Annotated in this window: 13 protein-coding genes, 1 pseudogene and 1 riboswitch; of the genes and pseudogenes, 5 read left to right on the top strand and 9 right to left on the bottom strand. The window is 64.7% G+C overall.

Translation table 11 applies throughout. The annotated features are described in order from the left end of the window. The first annotated feature begins 173 nt into the window (after positions 1-173). Positions 174-2,699, top strand: coding sequence for an SEC-C metal-binding domain-containing protein (locus tag C6A87_RS04555; protein WP_311116180.1), 2,526 nt, complete (start codon positions 174-176; stop codon positions 2,697-2,699). 394 nt (positions 2,700-3,093) lie between these two features. Here C6A87_RS04555 and C6A87_RS04550 read toward each other — a convergent pair. The 3 genes and pseudogenes from C6A87_RS04550 to C6A87_RS04540 all read right to left on the bottom strand — a co-directional run bounded on the left by C6A87_RS04550 (position 3,094) and on the right by C6A87_RS04540 (position 5,373). Next, a pseudogene (locus tag C6A87_RS04550) lies at positions 3,094-4,184 on the bottom strand (fatty acid desaturase family protein). Positions 4,185-4,384: 200 nt separating this feature from the next. Continuing rightward, a complete protein-coding gene (locus C6A87_RS04545) occupies positions 4,385-5,059 on the bottom strand; it encodes an SIMPL domain-containing protein (RefSeq protein WP_311116179.1) in 675 nt (224 codons plus the stop codon). 89 nt (positions 5,060-5,148) lie between these two features. Beyond that, positions 5,149-5,373 (bottom strand): hypothetical protein, encoded by a 225-nt coding sequence (locus C6A87_RS04540; protein ID WP_396836998.1) that lies wholly within the window; start codon positions 5,371-5,373, stop codon positions 5,149-5,151. Positions 5,374-5,849: 476 nt separating this feature from the next. On the opposite strand from C6A87_RS04540, the gene C6A87_RS04535 reads away from it, so the two are divergent. After that, the gene (locus C6A87_RS04535; RefSeq protein WP_311116178.1) at positions 5,850-7,205 is read left to right on the top strand and encodes a hypothetical protein; all 1,356 of its coding nucleotides are present in this window, start codon (positions 5,850-5,852) and stop codon (positions 7,203-7,205) included. A gap of 373 nt (positions 7,206-7,578) precedes the next feature. Here C6A87_RS04535 and C6A87_RS04530 read toward each other — a convergent pair whose 3' ends face one another. The 4 genes from C6A87_RS04530 to C6A87_RS04515 form a co-directional block, all read right to left on the bottom strand. Then, complete coding sequence (locus C6A87_RS04530) at positions 7,579-8,340, bottom strand: hypothetical protein (RefSeq protein ID WP_311116177.1); 762 nt, start codon at positions 8,338-8,340, stop codon at positions 7,579-7,581. Positions 8,341-8,736: 396 nt separating this feature from the next. Next, positions 8,737-9,741: a metallophosphoesterase gene (locus C6A87_RS04525; RefSeq protein ID WP_311116176.1), complete on the bottom strand. Its 1,005-nt coding sequence runs from the start codon at positions 9,739-9,741 to the stop codon at positions 8,737-8,739. A gap of 337 nt (positions 9,742-10,078) precedes the next feature. Continuing rightward, positions 10,079-11,764, bottom strand: a complete 1,686-nt coding sequence (locus tag C6A87_RS04520; RefSeq protein ID WP_311116175.1) for an ADP-ribosylglycohydrolase family protein — start codon at positions 11,762-11,764, stop codon at positions 10,079-10,081. 29 nt (positions 11,765-11,793) lie between these two features. Further along, positions 11,794-11,906: riboswitch (SAM riboswitch) on the bottom strand. 5 nt (positions 11,907-11,911) lie between these two features. After that, positions 11,912-12,571, bottom strand: a complete 660-nt coding sequence (locus tag C6A87_RS04515; RefSeq protein WP_311116174.1) for an NrtR DNA-binding winged helix domain-containing protein — start codon at positions 12,569-12,571, stop codon at positions 11,912-11,914. Between the two features lie 70 nt (positions 12,572-12,641). On the opposite strand from C6A87_RS04515, the gene C6A87_RS04510 reads away from it, so the two are divergent. The 3 genes from C6A87_RS04510 to C6A87_RS04500 all read left to right on the top strand — a co-directional run bounded on the left by C6A87_RS04510 (position 12,642) and on the right by C6A87_RS04500 (position 16,186). Next, complete coding sequence (locus tag C6A87_RS04510; RefSeq protein WP_311116173.1) at positions 12,642-14,093, top strand: ADP-ribosylglycohydrolase family protein; 1,452 nt, start codon at positions 12,642-12,644, stop codon at positions 14,091-14,093. A 66-nt stretch (positions 14,094-14,159) separates the two neighbouring features. Continuing rightward, on the top strand, positions 14,160-14,456 hold the full coding sequence (locus tag C6A87_RS04505; protein ID WP_311116172.1) for a hypothetical protein: 297 nt from the start codon (positions 14,160-14,162) through the stop codon (positions 14,454-14,456). Positions 14,457-14,635: 179 nt separating this feature from the next. Further along, positions 14,636-16,186, top strand: a complete 1,551-nt coding sequence (locus tag C6A87_RS04500; protein WP_311116171.1) for an SIR2 family protein — start codon at positions 14,636-14,638, stop codon at positions 16,184-16,186. A gap of 207 nt (positions 16,187-16,393) precedes the next feature. Here C6A87_RS04500 and C6A87_RS04495 read toward each other — a convergent pair whose 3' ends face one another. Beyond that, complete coding sequence (locus C6A87_RS04495; RefSeq protein WP_311116170.1) at positions 16,394-17,776, bottom strand: endonuclease/exonuclease/phosphatase family protein; 1,383 nt, start codon at positions 17,774-17,776, stop codon at positions 16,394-16,396. Between the two features lie 194 nt (positions 17,777-17,970). Further along, positions 17,971-18,111, bottom strand: a complete 141-nt coding sequence (locus tag C6A87_RS04490) for a hypothetical protein (protein ID WP_311116169.1) — start codon at positions 18,109-18,111, stop codon at positions 17,971-17,973. Positions 18,112-18,124: the final 13 nt, after the last annotated feature.

Raw genomic sequence — 18,124 nt, 5'->3', positions numbered from 1 at the left:
GTGGCATTCAGCACGTCGCAGTCGCGTCCCTCGACGACGAAAGTCAGCTTCACCCGCGCACACACCGGCGGATTGAATCTGCACCGGGGTCGGTCAGGGATGTACCCCGTGCGCAGAGCGTTGCCCGCAGGCTCACCTCGTGGCGAGCAGGCGTGATCGCATACCGTGGTTGCGTGGCAGCACAGTTTGACCCGACCGAGGCCCTCGCGCGGATCCTCATCGAGCACGGTCCCCTGGGTGAGGACGACATCGCCCACCGCCTGGGCGAAATGGGTTTCGTGGACCCGGAGGATCTCCTCCCGCGCTTGTTGAACGAGATCGACTGTGCAGCTGTGCCGTTGGTGGATGAGAGCTGGGTCTGGCTACCCTCGGTGATCGCAGGAAGGGTGTTCACCCACCGGGTCGGCGCCGAGGAGATAGCTCATGACGTCCTGATCGTGACTCCGGATCTCGATGCGATCACCCACCTGTGCGAGTTCGAGGAGTACACGCAGCTGTCCGACGGCACCCCGATCAACGTCGCGGTACCGGGTTTCGACGAGGATGTGCTCGACCAGCGGGGCGTCCCGCTGGACATGGTCGACGACGGCGGCGCGTTGGTCCTGCCGCCGGGCACACTGCGCGACCTGGACGTTGCCGCCGGCGATCTGGTCGGTCTGCGGTTGACGCCCGAGGGGCTCACCCTGTCAAAAGTCACTGCGGCCCCGTCGCCGCCGGTGGGGGCCGCGCTGGCGGCCGCCCTGGACCCTGACGAGCCGACGCCTTTCGATTCCGCGGTGTGGGCCGCATGTGTGGCCGATTCGACTCTGTTCACCGAGCCCGTGCCACCACTGTCCGAGATCGCCGACGACCACAACCTGGTGCGCCGCCTCGACCTGCTCGCACCCGCAGATTTCGACTACGACCGATGGCGCTTCGACCTGGATTGCGAGGTGATGAGCAAGCGGTATGACATCGACGAGGACGCGGCGCTCGCCCTGCGCACGCTGGTGTCGATCTACGAGCAGATGTCGCAGCTGATCACGATGCCTCTTCCTGATGACGAAGAGGCGCCCGACGACGATGCGCCGGCGCCGACCACCGAGGGCTACCGCGAGCTGGTCGCCGAGTTCGGAGCCGAGCTCGCCGATCCGCATCTGGCGGAGGTGCTGGTAGCCGAAACCCTGGGCCGCAATCCCGACGGCGCCGCGGCGCTGGGGTTGTTCGCCGAGACGCTGGAGCCCCAGGTGCCGCACCGCGCGCGGGTCGCGTTTCGCTGGCTGCGGGCGGTGGCACTGGAGCGCATCGGCGACATCGAGGCGGCCGAACGGGAGCTGCTGGCCGCCGAGACGATGGATACCGACTGGCCGTTGCCGCTGTATGACCTTGCCCGGATTGCGTCCGACCGCGGTGACGTCGAGCGCGGGTTGGCCTTGCTCCATCGCGCGGGTGCCGCACCCGACGATCCGCTGCTCACGTTGCTACGTAGCCATCGGGCCGAGGCGCGCCCCGATGTGGGCCGCAACGAGCCGTGCTGGTGCGGTTCGGGTCGCAAGTACAAGAAGTGCCATCTCGGAAAGGAGCAGTTGTCGCTGCCGGAGCGGGTGGGGTGGCTCTACGCCAAGGCCGCGCAGCACGCGCTGGCCAGCGGGTGGCGCGGCGTGGTCGCCGAGCTGAACTATGAACGCACCCGGCATCAGGATGCGCCCGACGACATGATCGACCCGCTGGTGATCGACGCGGCACTGTTCGAGGGCGAGGCGTTCGCGGACTTCCTGGCCATTCGCGGACCGCTGTTGCCTGACGACGAGCGGTCGTTGGCCGAGCAGTGGCTGCTGATCGACCGATCGCTGTTCGAAGTCGAGCAGGTGCGGCCCGGCCGCGGTCTCACGGTGCGCGACGTGCGCACCGGTGACGTCCTCGAGGTGCAGGAGCGCACCGCCAGCCGACAGCTCAAGGCCGGACAGCTGATCTGCACCCGGGCGCTGCCCACCGGCGATGGCACCACGCAGTTCTTCGGCGGGGTGGAACCCGTTGCGCTGCATGACCGCAGCACGCTGATCGCGCTGCTCGACGAGGGACCTGACCCCGTCGAGATCGTCGCGTTCCTGAGTCGTCGGTTCGCTCCGCCGACACTGACCAACACAGAGGGTGACCCGCTGATGATCTGCGAAGCGGTTGTCCGCGTGAGCGATTCGGCGCGCATCGAATCGGCGCTCGATGACACGTACGACAGGGTCGAGGGCGTGGAACCGCCGCAGTGGTTCGAGCATGTCACCACCCAGGGCATGGACCGCATCCGCGCGACGATGGTGCTCGACGGTGACACGTTGCGGGTGGAGGCCAACAGCGAGGAGCGGATGGACCGGGTGTTGGCCACTGTGCAGCGGCTGGACCCAGCGATGCGCGTTGTCGACGAGACCCGCGAACCGATGGACGACCTGCGCGAGATGGCGGCGAAGATGCCGGCAACTGCTCAGGGTGGGGTGGACCCGGATGACCCGCAGGTGGCCGCGCTACTGGACGCGATGATCCTGGACTACGAGGCGAAGTGGCTCGATGAAGCGATTCCGGCGCTCGACGGGCACACTCCGCGCCAGGCAGCCGATGACCCAACCCGCCGGCCAGATCTGATCCGGCTTCTCGACTCCTTCCCCACCGACGCGGGTCGCCATGGGATGAATGCGGACCGGCTGCGGGCGGCGTTGGGATTGGAGTAAGGCGAGAGCGGTTGCGGCGCCTAGGACGCCAGGTCGCGCGGCAGACCAAGGTGACGCGTTGGCGCGGGCAAGCCGGCGGGCTCCATGGCGAAAATGTCTTGCCTCTTCCCCCGCCACACCTGATCTCCCCGCGGTTCAACAGCCGAACGGCGTCGAGGATGATCTGATGCCCAGTGAGAACGTTTGCGGCATGTCCCTTTCGAGCAGATGGCGTCGAGCGGGTGAGACGATTCGGCAGGCTTCTCGCAGCGGGCGGACTTGCGCCCTCCAGCGGTCTGACGCCGCGGCTGCCACAAACCGCGCAGCGGCCACGGCGTTCCGAATGGCAAACCCAGCCTGGCACTAGCCCGTGAACAGCCCTGACGCCACCGGCGACAGACGAGAACGTTGAGCGCTACGCGGTGTCGGCGGCGCGCAGGAAGCCGTCCGGGACTGCCAGTTTGTGGATGGTCCGCTGGGTCCGGAAGTACTGGCTCGGGAACGACCCGGTGTTGTACGGCAGGTCGTACTTCTCGCACAGTTCCCGTACGCGGACACTAACCTGCGCGAGGCGGTTGCTCGGCAGGTCGGGAAACAGGTGGTGTTCGATCTGATAGCACAGGTGCCCACCCGAGAATGCCAGCAGCGGGCCGGCTTTGAAGTTCGCCGCCCCGAGCATCTGCCGCAGATACCACTCGCCTTTGGTCTCGCCCTCGAGCACTGCCGGGTCGAACGTCTCGGCGCCGTCGGGGATGTGGCCGCAGATGATGTTCACGTACACCCACACGTTCCGGAGAAGATTCGCGCTGAGGTTGGCCGCGAGCGTTCGACGCCACCGTCGCAGACTCAGGGCCGGCAGCACCACATAGTCCTTGCTCAACTGCCGGGCGACCTTGCCGAGGAACTTCCGCTTCTCCGCTGCCACAGCAGCGGGCGTCTCCCCCGATCCCGCTCCGAGCGCAGCCCGTGCAGGGCGATACCCCACTCGAACATCGCTGCCAGCACCAGGTTTCGCACAGGAGTCGACAGGTAGACCCGGCGCCACGGCTGTTCCGTCGTCACCCGCAGCCAGCGATAGCCGATGTCCTCGTCCATTCCGAGCACATTGCTGAAGATGTGATGCCGATAGTTGTGGGAGTACCGCCACTGTGCTGAGGGCCCCACCATGTCCCACTCCCAGTTACTGGAGTGGATCTCGGGGTCGTTCATCCAATCCCATTGTCCGTGGGAGATGTTGTGGCCGAGCTCCATATTCTCGATGGATTTCGCGAACGCCAACGACGCGGTGCCCAGTACCCACCCGGCCTTCGACCGGCTGCCGGCGATCACCAGACGCGCACCGACCTCAAGTGCCCGCTGGAACGCGATCGTCCGGCGGATGTAGTTCGCATCCGCTTCCCCGAGGGACTCCTCGACGTCACGGCGAATCGCATCGAGTTCGTCCGCGATCGCTTCGATGTCGTGCCTGCTGAGATGGGTGTAGGTGGAGACATCGGCGATCGCCATCAGGGGGTGTCCTCGGGTGGGTTGCGTAGATCGGCAGTCCAGCCACCGTCGGTATCAACAAAGCACCCTAAGGCCTCGGACTTCACAGCAGGCATCCAGGTTCGACGGGGTGGCCGAAATGGCCGCGCGACCAGCGGTTGAACCACGACACCACCCACAGGGTCCGAAGTATCCGGCCGCCCCCCTGCGTGCTGGAGTACCTAGGAGGCAGTCACGAATCGGGCGTCGACTGTCGCCGACACTCTGATGTCTTCGGGCACGAGTGCTACGGCGGGGCCGCCGCCAGACGACTCCGGTGCCGCGTGCAGCGGTCCGATCCCGCCATCGCCCTGAGAATGCGATTGGGCACCGAGCATCCCGGCATCGGCGATCGCAACGGGACGGACCGTTCCGAGATCGAGGGCGTCGGCGTAGAGCTGCGCACGGGCTGCCGCATCCCGAACGGCGCCGGTGCGGACTTGCGTGACCAGTTCGTCCCGGCTTGTCGTTGTGAGCGCCCACTTGACGTACGAGAGTTCGAATCCTTCGGTTCCGGTGACGTGCCCTCCCACCCACTGCGACAGCGTGGTGAAGTCCCGGAACTTGACTTCGACACCGATGCTCGCGACATGGACCAGCGGGAGCTCCTCACCGTCGTCGTTAATGGGTCGACGCGTCCAGGTACGCAACTGTGCCGCTGACCACCACGTGACGGCGCCGCTGTCGCCGTCTTTGAGCCGGAGGACTGATTCCTTCACGACGTCGACGTCACGCGCCACCTGGTCGTAGACCCAGTCCATCTCGGGGCCGTGGTAGCTGATGGAGGCGTGCACCGTGGCCCGCTCGGGCGGCCGGAACGCAGAGTACGAACCTCGGACCGTGATCTCAGTTGACATGCGGGCAAGCTAGCGGGGAGCACTGACAGCATCATGGAGCGCCATGCTCAGGCGTCGAAACTACTGCCAGGAAATGGGATGAGCCGCAACTACGCGAGCGGTTCCCAAGATGCGGTGAGCACAGGGGCGCCGCGGTCCGGAGCGTCGATCATCGACCAATGGACCAGGCCTTCGAGCACCTCGGTGCGGGCACCAGCGTGGTCGGCGGCGCGCAGGCGGGTGTCATCGACTCCGGCGTAGGGATCCTCGGTGGCGAGCGAGGACAGGCCGGGCTGAGCCGCGGCCGACTCCAGCGCACGGCCGGCTTCGGCCATCGCTGCTTGGTCAGCCTTCTTGAGGTTGTGATCGCGGATGAGTCCAGTCAGTCGTGGACTCGCCGAGACTGCGCGAGCGGCTGTGATTCGTCGATCGACACGACCGTGTGAGCAATCTCGGCGCGCTGTTCTTCGTCCGCCGGGCACTCGTACGTAAGGCGCAGAGCGACGTGAGCTGACCGGCGACGCAGAGGCCGTCACGCACGTCGCGCACTGCGTGATGGACTATCACCCTCCGCTCGTGGCGTTTGCTGCGGACCTGCATGGCCTGGGCTGATGTGCACCTCCCCGCCAGCGGACAGTTAAGCGCAAGGCGGCAAAAATATCGGAGCTACGTGCAACGATGGCGTGAAAGGTTACGCCATCATCGGCCACGTACTCGGCTGCGCCGTTGCGCTCGATAGGTCACTGGTCGATGTCGGATACCAAATCACGACCGGTCCGGCATAGACACCGATAACTCAGAAGGGGCGGGAATGACGCCTGATTCGGAATACGAGATCGCCCGCTTCAGCGTCAGTACCGACGAAGAGGTGTTGATCGAGCGCGCCCAATTGTTCAGGGCGGACGGGCGTCTGCGGTATTCGTTGGGCAATGGTCCGGCAATCGACTGCTCGGTTTCCGATACCGGCGTGGTGATTGGGTCGAATGCTGCACTCAGCGAGATCCGCGCGAATCAAGTTACTCGTATCACCGCCAAACCAGCTGTTCTGCAGGAGTTGCCATTCCTGCTCCGGGTGGTGGGCGATCGGGACGAGTTTGACGATGAGCTGTGGTCCGAGTCGATGTTCGACGAACACGTCACAAAAGAATGGGAAGTCCAGCCAGGTTTGTTCCGAGTGCTGTACGCGAACGGGGAACGTTGGAGCGCGTGGCCCACGACCCAGGGCGACCGAATGCTTCCTGAGGATTGGCCGCTGGTGCGGCTGAAGCCGCGATGGGCAAGCCTTAGTTTCTGCGAGAACGACAGCATGACGTCCGGCGTGGATGAGACCGCGATCGGGGAGGTCAGCCCCGTGGCGGTCGCGTGTGCCACGCTCATGGATCCACATAACGGAGGAGGTGTGGACGATGTTGTCTTACGGCGACGCGGCACCACCCCCATGGATGACGCCCAGATGTTTGTGCGATGGTTGCTCGACGGTGGACTTGTCCCGCATTACTCGGCAGACGACGATCTGAAAGCCATGCTCGCCCAGTTGTTCGTCCAGGCCAGCACGGGCAACTCCAACGGGTTTGGCGTGCCTGGTAGTCAGCTTGCCGCAGGCGCCGGCACGGCGCTTGGCCTCCTCGACTCCGATAGTTCGGAGTGGACGCTAGAACTCGATTTACCGCCTGAGGTGATCGACGCGGTACTCGACGTGCTCGCTAATCGCGGTCCGCGGATCCGTGACATAGTGACCGCTGCTCGAGATCCATCCTCCCCCGCAGGCATCGCTCAACGTGACGCACTCCAAGAATGGTCTGAGCAGTTCAGTGAGAAGTGGTCGAAATACTACGAGTCGCAGAGGCGGCGGCAAGAACCAACGGACTACAACGTCGGCGATACCTTCGCAGATCCCCGCGAAGGGCAATCTGTTCTTTGGCTGTCGGGCTACAAGCTGGAAACCGATGAATCTGACACTTGGCCCAGCTTCACCAGCTGGGGTCAAATTCTTCTTCGAGAAGACGGCAAACTATTTTCCAGAGCGCTCCATTACGACGACTCCTACAGCGACTGGCAACTCATCAATCCTGGACCGCTCACCGTGGAACATGCAAAGCGGTACTACCGGGGAGACCCGGACTACCAGCTATACGAACCACGCGAAGACCCTTTTGCCGTTCTTTAGCTCTGTTCGACGCAGTCGAGCATGCTTGAGGATGTCACTCAGCGAATCCCGACTGGGATGATTCGAAGACGCCTCGCGGACCAAACTGACACTAGAATCGCCGAGAAAGTGGTTGGCTTGCCGCGAGTCTGGCCCCTCGGACAGGTCGAACACATTCTGATACCGCCGCATGGCGAGACGGTCTGGTGCACGATCAGGTGACAGTTTGACCTGACAGTCCTCCCTGAGTAACCGCGTGGCCATCGTCGACTTCACCGACGTCTTCAATAGCCTGGATTTGAATGATCAGCCGTCACCAACTCAAGCGAGCTCAGCATCATGCTCACGGACTCGCCGAACGCTCGGTAAGGGCTGAACGCGAGACACCGCCTAGCTACTCCGAGCGATCGAGATTCGGCAGCGTCACCCCTGGCGGCACAGCGATCTGAGCGACGGAACCTACTCGCGGCGGCTGGCTTCGGAAGACGACGATGGTTCCGGGGTTGGAGGCTTGCGACAGGGCCACATCGAGGGCCAGGCCCGGGGTGTCGTCGTCGAGGTCGATGTTCACATACGCCGAGTGGAGGCGCTCGACGTGACAACGCTCAATCATCCTGTCGGCCAGGAAGTGTCCTTCGTCGCGGTATCGCGCCACGGTGGCGGCGTCACGGATTGGTACACCGTCGCGCTGCATCAGTTGCAGCGTCATCAATTGCGGTCCGGTCACCAGCAGGCCCGCTGCCCGAAGGAACGCGTCCGCCCCGGCAAGCGTGTTGAGCTGGCGATCTGCGGGTTGCGTGTTGTCGATGACGTCGTGGAGTGCGTATCCGCGGCGGGTCAGTTCCTGCAGGACAGCGCCCGCGCTGGCCTCGATGTACTGTCCGACCGCAGAAGACCATCCGGCATCGCAGAAGGAGGATTTGTACAGGTCGTCAACCATGAAAAGTGCAGTCGTCACGAGCCATCCGTCGTCAAGAGCTTCTGCCAGCGCCGTGACCCGTTTCCGCAGATTTGCCAGCGATTGCGACCGCTCGGGCTCAGATAGGTTAGCCAGACGATCGGCACCGGCACTGATGGCGTTGGTCCTGGGATCCCACACGAAAGCCATTGTGTCGAAGTCCCATTCGACTGAAATCGCACTGTGGTCGGTGCTCATGTGTAGCCGGCCCGTCTTTCCTGTAGCGCTGCCGTGTTCACGAACGCATTAAGCGCGGGGATCAGCCGCATGTCCTCGGACCGTGCGGGCACGAGTATCAAGCAAGGCGTCGGTGCAGGCGAGGTAGGCCAGGCACCAGGCCCGGCTGACGGCGACGTTAAGCCGGTCGCGGGAGACCAGAAACTCCACTCCCCTGGTGATGTCTTCGCGGGTGCGTCAACCATCACGACGACACCCGCTTGCCAGCTGCCCGACTGCCAACAGCAGCCCGTCTCGCCGACCAGATACAGTCGCCGCCGGTCGGCAACAGCATGATCACGTCGACATCCCCCGTCAGTCGAGCTCGATGGTAAACGGGCCCGCCGACATGCGGGCCCGAACCCGGTCAACGGGCAGCTACGAAACGGCGACGAAGTAATGGTCCGGCTGAATCTGACTTTCGCCAGACCAACGGTAGGCCGTCAGCGTGCCACCTTTGACCGCGCTGAAGTCCACGCACGCCGTGTGGTCGGTCCAGTCGAGTAACCGGCGCGGGTCGCCGGATCGCCAGTAGTGGCCGTAGAACACCGGAACCTGATCGGCGTAGACGTATGACCGGTGCTCCTCGGACACTTCGAGATCCGGGAGATCCGGATACGGGGCGCCGTCGTGGGCGGTGAAGTTGTGACCGATCTCGGCCAGGCCCCGCAGGGTGGTCGCATCGGATTTCCACCAACTCAGCCGGGCCCGATCGCGCAGGTGTCCGTCCTTGTCGAGGTAGGACTGTTGACCGTGATCGGCCAGGCTGATCTCGGGCCCCTTCAGCAACGTCTCGACCGCGACGTAGAGCGGATCGCCCTTGGTGGACGCCCGCGCCAACTGCTCAATCGACGTGAAGCGGTTGCCGCCCAACTCCCGCTGGAGCACCGCGATCGAGGGCTCGTGCCAGCAGGCGTGCACCACGCGGATGTCCCCCAGGTCGAGCCACAGCGGCTGCGTCCAGAACCACCCCAGGTAGAAGTCGCGCTCGTCCCGGCTCAGCTGCTCAAGGAACGCTGCGTGCTGACGCGCGTTCTTCTCCGACCGTTTGTCGGTCGGGTCGTCGTGCGGGCGCAGGAACTTGCCCGGCTTGCCCGGCCATTCGGTGGCATACGCCATGGCGTTGAACTCGTGATTTCCCAACACCATTCGCGCACTGCCGGCGTTGACCATCGCCTTAATGGTCTCCAGGACCCGCAGCTGCTGCCCTCCGCGGTCGATCAGATCGCCCACGAACACCGCAGTACGGGTCGGATGCGCATACGCACCGCCCAGCCCGGCGGACCGGTAACCCATGGCGTCGAGCAGCTCATGGAGCTCATCCGCGCAACCGTGGATGTCACCGATCACGTCATAACCCGCGGACTCGAGTTGTGTGGACATGTGTCCCCCATTTCATCGGCCTCACGTGTGGAGGCGTGGCATTCTCGCGTGGGGCATTCGCTGTGCGGGGCGAACATGCCCGACCTCGATCTGTGGGGCGGAAGCGCCTCCCACGTTCGCACCGGTCCGACAACTGCACCGTAGCAAACCGCACTGACAAGTCTTTGCTGCCGCTGCGGAATGCCGACATAGCTCACGAACCGACGGCTGTTCAACCGCCCTGACACTGCATCCCAGCAATCGCACGATGGTCATGGAAGAGCCGGACCGTAGGCGTGTAGGCGATGGACGCCCAAGAGCGGTGCTGCCCCGAATGGCGCCAACGCCGCCACGCGATCTAAACCGTCTCGCCGGACATCTCGTGCCGCTGCGCGCTTCGAAGCGGGTCCCGACTGAGGGCTTCTATCCACGCACAGCCCAGGCACGCGGCGTATCGGGCCCTCGGAACGGCATCGAGTACGACGCCGGGGTGCCGGACCGGCCAGTCCACGCCATCCTCGCCATACACGGATTCATAAGTACGACGCAGGTATTCCCGTTGCTGCCACAGCCGACGCGCAATGTCGGCCCCCGAGGTACTGCGCTTCCATTGCAGGAACGGGGTTGTGGGACGGGGCGGGAACAATGTGGTCCAATACGCCGACCAACCGTCCGCTTCGGTACCCGCCGTCGGCTGTGCCGTCTGAGCCGGGTCAGCCGGCCGCAAACGCCGTAACGCCGCGCGCAGTTCGCGGTGAGGTCCGGTGCCGGGGCCGACGTCACAAAGTTCGAACAGCGCTTGGAACACATCTTGATCGCGTCGGCGGGCGCTGTAGAGGGCCGCGACACTAGGGGTGACGCTCGTGCCGTCGGCGCAGTGCACGAAAACCGTGCGACCCTCTGCGCGGAACGCTTCGATCGCGCGCACGGTGTCGAGCAGGACGAAGTCGACGTTGGCGTTGGCACCGACCTCGTCGATGAGCCGCGCCTCCAGATGCTCAGCGCCATGGGGGATGTCCGCTTCGGCGACCGGGCGCAACGACACCACCGCGTCGACGCCGGCCGGCAGCCTGTGCAGGGACGGCGCCGCGCCGATCCAGATCTCGTCATCGCGGGGGTGGCGCCTCGGTTTCGGGAACCCGCGCCACGCCTGGTAGGTGTAGTCGACGCCGCCGGGTTCGCCGCGGTCGATGATCTTGTCAGCCAGCCGCACCAGGCCTCGCGTGCTCAGCCCGGGCGGGCCCTTGAGTGCCCGCCGCCAGCGGTACGGCACCGCCGAAACACCATAGGCGGCCCCGAGCAACGCACCCGCGGCGCCGGCGGTGGAGACGGTTGCCCCGCCCGCGCGCGTTGATGCCTCGAGAGCCACTCGCAGGTGGTCGACGCGGAACACTCCCGCTGCGGGATTCTCGACCGGAACCGGTGTGTTGACGATGGCCGACCAGGCGGCCTGCAAAGTCGCGGCCGCCGAACCGTTGTCAGGGGTGATCACCGAGGCCTGCGACCGTTCGGCCTGCCGGATTACCGACAACCACACACTTTGCCGCGCAATGTCGATATGCCGCAGTCCGACTCGCACGTCGAGCTCGCCGGTGAGCACGGCGTGCCTGATCGCGAGTGACCACAGCACGCATGCGTCGCCGGCGTTGACGTCGGCATCTATCAGCTCGCTGACCGTGCGGACGGCCTGCACCAGCGCGGCCTCATCATTCAAGTAGGCCAGCGCGACGGGTGCGGCGGCGATAAGGCGTGCACTCGCGGTGGCAGTGGTCGCGGGCAAGGGTTGGCGCCCGAGGTCCTTGGCAGTTCGCGCCCACCAGCGCCAACGTTCGCGAAGGTAATCGAGTGATTCGCCGGCACGCAGATCAGCTGCGGTGCCCGCGATTTCGGCGATCGCGATGGCCGTTGCGGTGTCCCCAGTCCACTGCCAGGGCTGCGACGGCCTCGATTCCGTACCGAATGCGTCGCCGGCTGCGGCACCGACGAGGGCACCCGCAGCACGGTCACGCTGAACGTGGTCCAGTCCCGCGATGGCGTCGGTCATGTGCACTCCCGGATATTCCGGGCCCACGATGGGCGCTCTTACCCTGCACCGGTCGGTGCGGGTCGCTTCGTCATCCGAGCCACCCACGAGCGTGGGGTTGGCGCACCGCCCAGTCGGAGCTTAGCGACGGTGTCTCGTGAAGCCGCTTCAGTCTACGTCGCGCCGCCGGAACAGTTCAGCGGGGCGGCCCCGGACCCCGCCGGCGAACTGCCCCGTGGGTTCCAGTTGCGGTTCCATGGTGCGGCGGAACCAATCGCGCTGCAGCGGCCGGCCGGCGATCTGCTCATGGGCACGACGCAATTGGAGGATGGTGAACTCCTCGCCGAGCAGCGCATCGGGGTCGGGCCGGTCGGAATACCGCGACTGCAGGTAGTTGACCGCCCGCTTGACGATTTCCGGATGGTCGAACGGCAGCCGACCCGGCGCACCCACCGGCATCAACCGCGTCGAGGTCGCGAACCGTGCTTCCAGTCGAGCAGGCTGCACGACGTCGACATGCGCGACCGACAGCACCCAGCCGCGCGGGTCCCGGTCGAGTGCGTCGAACACGTGCAATTGGTGCGGCAGCAGCCCTTCGACGTTGGCCTTGACCTGCAGCGACCGCGCGACCGCCATTGCGAGGGTCTCCCCCTCGTGCAGGAAGGTGCCCGGCAACGCCCAGCCGTCGGCATTGGGCCGGCGTACCTGCAGCACGACCAGACCGTGTTGCTCGTCGAGGGTCAGCACCGCAGTGTCGACCGCCACCGACGGACGGGGGTAGTCCGCCAATGTCTTGTCGCTGCTGTCTCGGTAGCGCCGCTCGCTCATGTCAGGCGTCGATGCTACAGTTTTAGCCATTAGCGCATATATGCGCTAATTCGGAATCGAGGGGGTACCGATGACCGCACGGGATGATCGCATCGAAGGGGTGCTGCTGGGCACCGCCGCCGGCGACGCGCTGGGCGCACCGTATGAGTTCCAGCCGCCGCGCGGCCCGGAGCTCGAGGTCGTGATGGCCGGGGGTGGACCGTGGGCGCCGGGTGAGTGGACTGACGACACCGCGATGGCGGTGGCGATCGCCGAGGTCGCAGCGACGGGAGCGGACCTGCGCGACGACGCGCCCCAGGATGCGATCGTGGCGCGCTGGCACGAGTGGTCGCGCAGCGCCAAGGATGTCGGCATTCAGACCCGCGCGGTCTTGAGTGCCGCTGCGCGAGGTGGAGACATCACCGCGCAGCGCGCACGCCAGGAGGCGCAGCTGCATCACGAGTCCACGGGCCGCAGTGGGGGCAACGGGTCGTTGATGCGCACTGCCCCGGTCGCGCTGGCGTATCTCGACGACGAGGACGCGATGGTGCAGGCCGCGCGGGCGCTCAGTGAACTGACGCACTTCGATCCCGAGGCCGGCGACGCGTGCGTGTTGTGGTGCAGCGCGATCCGGCACGCGGTGGTCACCGGCGAGATCGACATTCGGACCGGGTTGGGCCATATCGCTGTCGAGCGCCGCGATGTATGGGCGACGCGGCTAGATACCGCCGAGGCGTCGCGGCCGTCGGACTTTCCGAAGAACGGCTGGGTGGTGCAGGCGCTGCAGGCGGCGTGGTCGGCGATCGCGACGACGGCGGTTCCGGCAGACGATCCGGTGGCCGGGACGTTCCGCGCCGATCATCTGCGCCACGGGCTCGATGCGGCGGTGCGGGGCGGGTTCGACACCGACACCGTCGCCGCCATTGCCGGCGGGCTGCTGGGCGCGGCGTACGGGGCGTCGGCGGTTCCGCTGGAATGGCGAATGCTGCTGCACGGGTGGCCGGGGCTGCGGGCACGCGGATTGGTGGAACTCAGCGGACGTAGCGCGCGGCGCGGCGTGGCCGATCGCTTCGACCCGAGGTATCCGGGATACCGGGTCGGCGCGCTGGTTCCGCATCCCTATGACGACGGGGTGCTGCTGGCGGGGATCGGCGCGCTGCATAATCTGCCCGCCGATGTCGGCGCTGTGGTGTCGCTGTGTCGCGTCGGCGACGACGCTGTCCGCCACGACATCCCGCATGTCGAGGTGCGGCTGATCGACCGGCCGGGTGCCGACGACAACCCGCACCTGGACTTCGTGATGCTGGAGGCGGTGCGGGCAGTCGAGCGGTTCCGCAGCGAAGGAAAGACGGTGTTGCTGCACTGCGTGGAAGCACACAGCCGCACCCCCAGCGTCGCGGCGCTGTATGGGGCACGGCTGCGTGGCGTAGGTACCGGTGAGGCGCTGCACGCGGTCTGCGGCGCGCTGCCGGACGCCTCCCCTAATTCGGCATTCCGAGAGACGTTGGCGCGGTTTGATTCTGTGCAGGCAGCGGTGAGGTGACGCACTCGCTCGCGGTCGAAACCGAGGTAGCGGAGCACTTTCGAACTGACGGACACGAGGTGACTGATGGCAGCTTCACACAAGATTCCCGGCACGGACATCCCGTTCTACTTCTGCGCCGACTGGGACGGCACGAACTTCGTCCTCGTCGATGAGCGCGACTTCGACATGACCGGATGGCGGATTGAAGCCGAACGATATGACGGAGACACTCGGGTAACCGAGTTCCACCGCAGCGCTTCTTTCTTCAACGCTGGGCAGCACTGGAACGGAATCGGTGGAGGACTACTTCGGACGCCGTGGTCCGCGGTATGCGGGTTCCCAGAGAAGATCATCCGGTGGATACCGCCGACAGAGGAGTGAGTGTTGCGTAGCCTCAGCTATCACTACCCAGCGCCCAGTCCCAGCGGCCGCGGTGAGGCGAGCCTCGCAGCGGAGCACGCATGAAGCGTGCTCGGGTGGGTCGCGAATCCATCACTCAATTTGCCACATACATCAGAGGAAGCGCGCTAGGGCAACTCCTGTGATCTATGGTGCTGAGTATGGGCGGGCACCTTTTCATCATCAACGGCGACCTCACCAAGATTGCGTGCGATGCGGTGCTCATTCCGACTGACGGTGCCTCCAAGGTGGAAGCGCACTGGCATGACGTGGTCGACAGCCGAGATACAAAGATTCCCCGGCCTTGGGGTGTCGATCGGGTGGCCACACTGACTTACAGGCCCGGTGAGCCTTTAGTGATCCTCGGGAATGTAGGGCAACACGGAGACCGATCGGGATTCGATGCATTCGAGCCCGTGGTACGAGACTTTGTCCTCCGTGCGCTCAAAGAGCTCAATTCTGAGGCCTTCCAGGACCGCAAGCGAATATGTGCGTGGCCGAAGCCGCGGTTAGCTGTCAACTTGGTCGGCTCAGGACTCGGTGGCGGCGCGGCGAAGAAGGGGGACCTGGTCCAAGGTCTCGTCCAAGCCCTTACGACGCTTGCCAGCGAGAACGACGTGGACATCGTCTTGGTCACCTACGGCGACAAACCGTACGCCGCTGCGCAACGGGCACGCCGCAAATGCATCGGATCGAATGAGCTCTCCGGCACATGGCGCTTCACCAAGGACGCGAATCCGAAACTCATCGAGAAGGCACGCAAGCTCGCCGAAGATGCGATTGACCGCCACTTGGTGTTGTTCATCGGTGCCGGCGTGAGCGCAGGCGCGGGTTTGCCTACATGGCGTTCGCTGATGAATGACGTCGCGAAGCAAGCCGGTTTCGAAGAATCCGAGAGGGCGCGACTGGAGAACAAGGATCTACGGGACCAGGCAACGCTGATCGAGCGTCGCTTAGAAAGAACCGGCGAAGCACTGAAGTCACGAGTAGCTGCGGCACTGAAGGTTTCGACGCGGTACGCACTGGCACACGGTCTCCTGGCTTCATTGCCCAGCACCGAAGCCGTGACCACCAATTTTGACACGCTGTTCGAGCTGGCTTCCAAGGTCCGCGGAAGGGATGTTGCCGTCCTGCCAGAGGATCCACGCACTACCGGCGGTCGTTTACTACTGAAATTGCATGGCAGCGTTTCACACCCTGATCGAATGGTCCTCACGCGCGCCGACTACCTGAAGATGCCCCGCGACTATGGCGCACTTATGGGGTTGGTTCAGGGACTCTTACTGATGCGCCGCATGGTGTTTGTGGGTTATTCATTGACAGACGAAGACTTTCACGAACTCATCGACGAGGTCCGCGCCGCGCGCGGCGACGGTGCCAGCGGTGTGGGGCGAGGCGTCGTACTCACGCTGCAACGCGATCAGTTGGAGGAGCAGCTCTGGGAGAACGACCTCGACATCATCCCCATGATCACCGGGGGCGAGACCGACATACCTACTGCAGCCCGTGAACTGGAACTGTTCTTAGATCTGGTCGGCTATCTATCCACCACATCTGCCGACTTCTTCCTCGACGAAGCCTATGACGACCTGTCCGATGATGAGAAGGGGCTGCGGGAAGCGCTGCGCGCTTTGGCGAAGGATACCGCTGGAAGTGATCTGGACACGGTGAGTCACCTGGTGGAGAAGTTTCTGAAAACTCTCGGGGCGTAGTGTCTGTCCGCAATCGCCTTCGCTTCCAACGCCACCGCGCAGCAGCTTCCTTGGCTCAACTACTAGAACTATCCGCCGTCACAACGCGCTCGGCAGCCTCCCGCCACCAGCGCGACTGATAGCAGCCTCCTGGCTCAGCACATCGAGCCGGATGCCGAGTGGCCGCCAGGGCGAACAAGCAAGCGAATGACTTGTCCCTTAAAGCAGTCAACTGCCGATTGAGTCGTTGACCGCACGGGAGACGTCCTCCCCAATTCGCCAAACCTCGGCCGGATCGAACTCTGCAACGGCGATCGACCGCGCCGGACCAGTGTGTTGTTGCCCCAGGAGCGATGCAATCGCGGCATATCCCGGATCACCCGCGGTTCCGAAACCGCCTCTCCAGCAACCGGCGATCATGAGCCGGCCGTTTCTGGAAAGGAACTTATACGGCGGGAATCTTCGGCCACGCGGGTAGACAAACATCGCCCCGCCGCCACGCGTACCGAAGTACAGCCGTGGAGCGGGCCCAAGCGCCGGTAGTAGGGCGTCTGCATCCACCAACTCCAGAAGCCGCGAGAGAAACCCACGGTCTTCGGATGCTCCGACAGAACCGACGAACTCGTCACGAGTCCAATCCGAGGGCTTCTGCCGAAAATCGGTCCGAATCTTCGTGGGGCGAGTTGGTGGCTTGACGGCGCCGGCGCTACTACCAATCACGCGAGACCGAACCAGGTCGGCATCGCCACCGGCCGCGGGCGGAATGTCCTCGTGATGGCCGTCGGGGCTTGACTTCGCTACCCCGTCGATGTCGCCGCCCACTGGGTCTTGGACGAGACTCAGTGCGTCATCGTCGGTGAACTCACCCGTAACAGAGTCGCGCGTCCGCTCCGTGCTGAGCGTAAATTCGCACCGGACAGCGGAGTGGTCGCTGAGACTGCCGCTGGCATCTTGGCCTGGCCACGTCTTGATCGAGGTGCACCGCAATTGAGAGTTGGTGACGATGTGATCGATCAGCGGCCCATGCTCGAGCTTTCCTGCGGTATGCACCGACCAGTTCCTGAACACTGCGCCAATTCTGTCTGCGACAATCATCGGCTGCTGGACCCGCGGAGTCCGCTGATTGAAATCACCCGCGACGACCGTGGGCACACCATCGTCGAGGCCCGTGAGCAACAGTTCAAGATGGTCGAGATGATCCAGGTGTTCTGACCACGGCCGCGCGTCACAGCGGCCTGTACTCACGTGCGCAGCGCTCCAGGGAATGCAGACTCCGATGACACGCCAAACTCCCGCCGGGGTCGCGACATTCGTCACCACAAGCCGCCCCAGGCTCCCTCCCCGGTTCCCCACCGACTGCAGGGAAACCGGAAATCGAGACCACACAATGACCTTGCGACGGTCGGTTGGCTGGTTGGCATAGCCCCAGTCCGTGCCGGCATCCACCGAGTAGCCGCCGGCAGGTAGCACCTCATGCGTCCCCTCTGTGACGACAATGATGTCCGCGTCGAGACCGCTGAGCCGCGCGGCGACCCGCCGCCCACGATCGGCCCTCAGCGTGGCCCAGTTGGTATTCCACGTCGCGACCGTGAGTCCGCTCCTGGTCGGCACAGCATCCCCCTGTAAGCGTCTGCGGGACCGCGGCGCAGGCTTGGCCCCTTACCCTGGTCGATGACTTCGACGCAGAGCCGGGCATATCAACTCTCCTCAGAAACCTCCGCGTGCTCCGCGTCGTCCAGTTGTACATCACGTAGTCGATGACGGCGACCTTGGTGCCGGGCGACCACAAATCCACCGTGCTGGTGTCAAGGGATATCCACTTCCCACTGCCTCCCGTCGTCGAGAATGACCAGACGACCGTCGTACTTCACCTTGTCGATGTCCTCGACGGTGTGCTTGCCCAACCGGTACATGAAGTAGCCGTACTCGGCGATCGCCGTCTTCAATTCATAGGACAGT

The sequence above is a fragment of the Mycobacterium sp. ITM-2016-00317 genome (genome assembly GCF_002968295.1).
Classification (GTDB): domain Bacteria; phylum Actinomycetota; class Actinomycetes; order Mycobacteriales; family Mycobacteriaceae; genus Mycobacterium.
The sequence above is the reverse complement of the archived record's forward strand: the minus strand, read 5'-3'. Positions and strand labels throughout refer to the sequence as shown.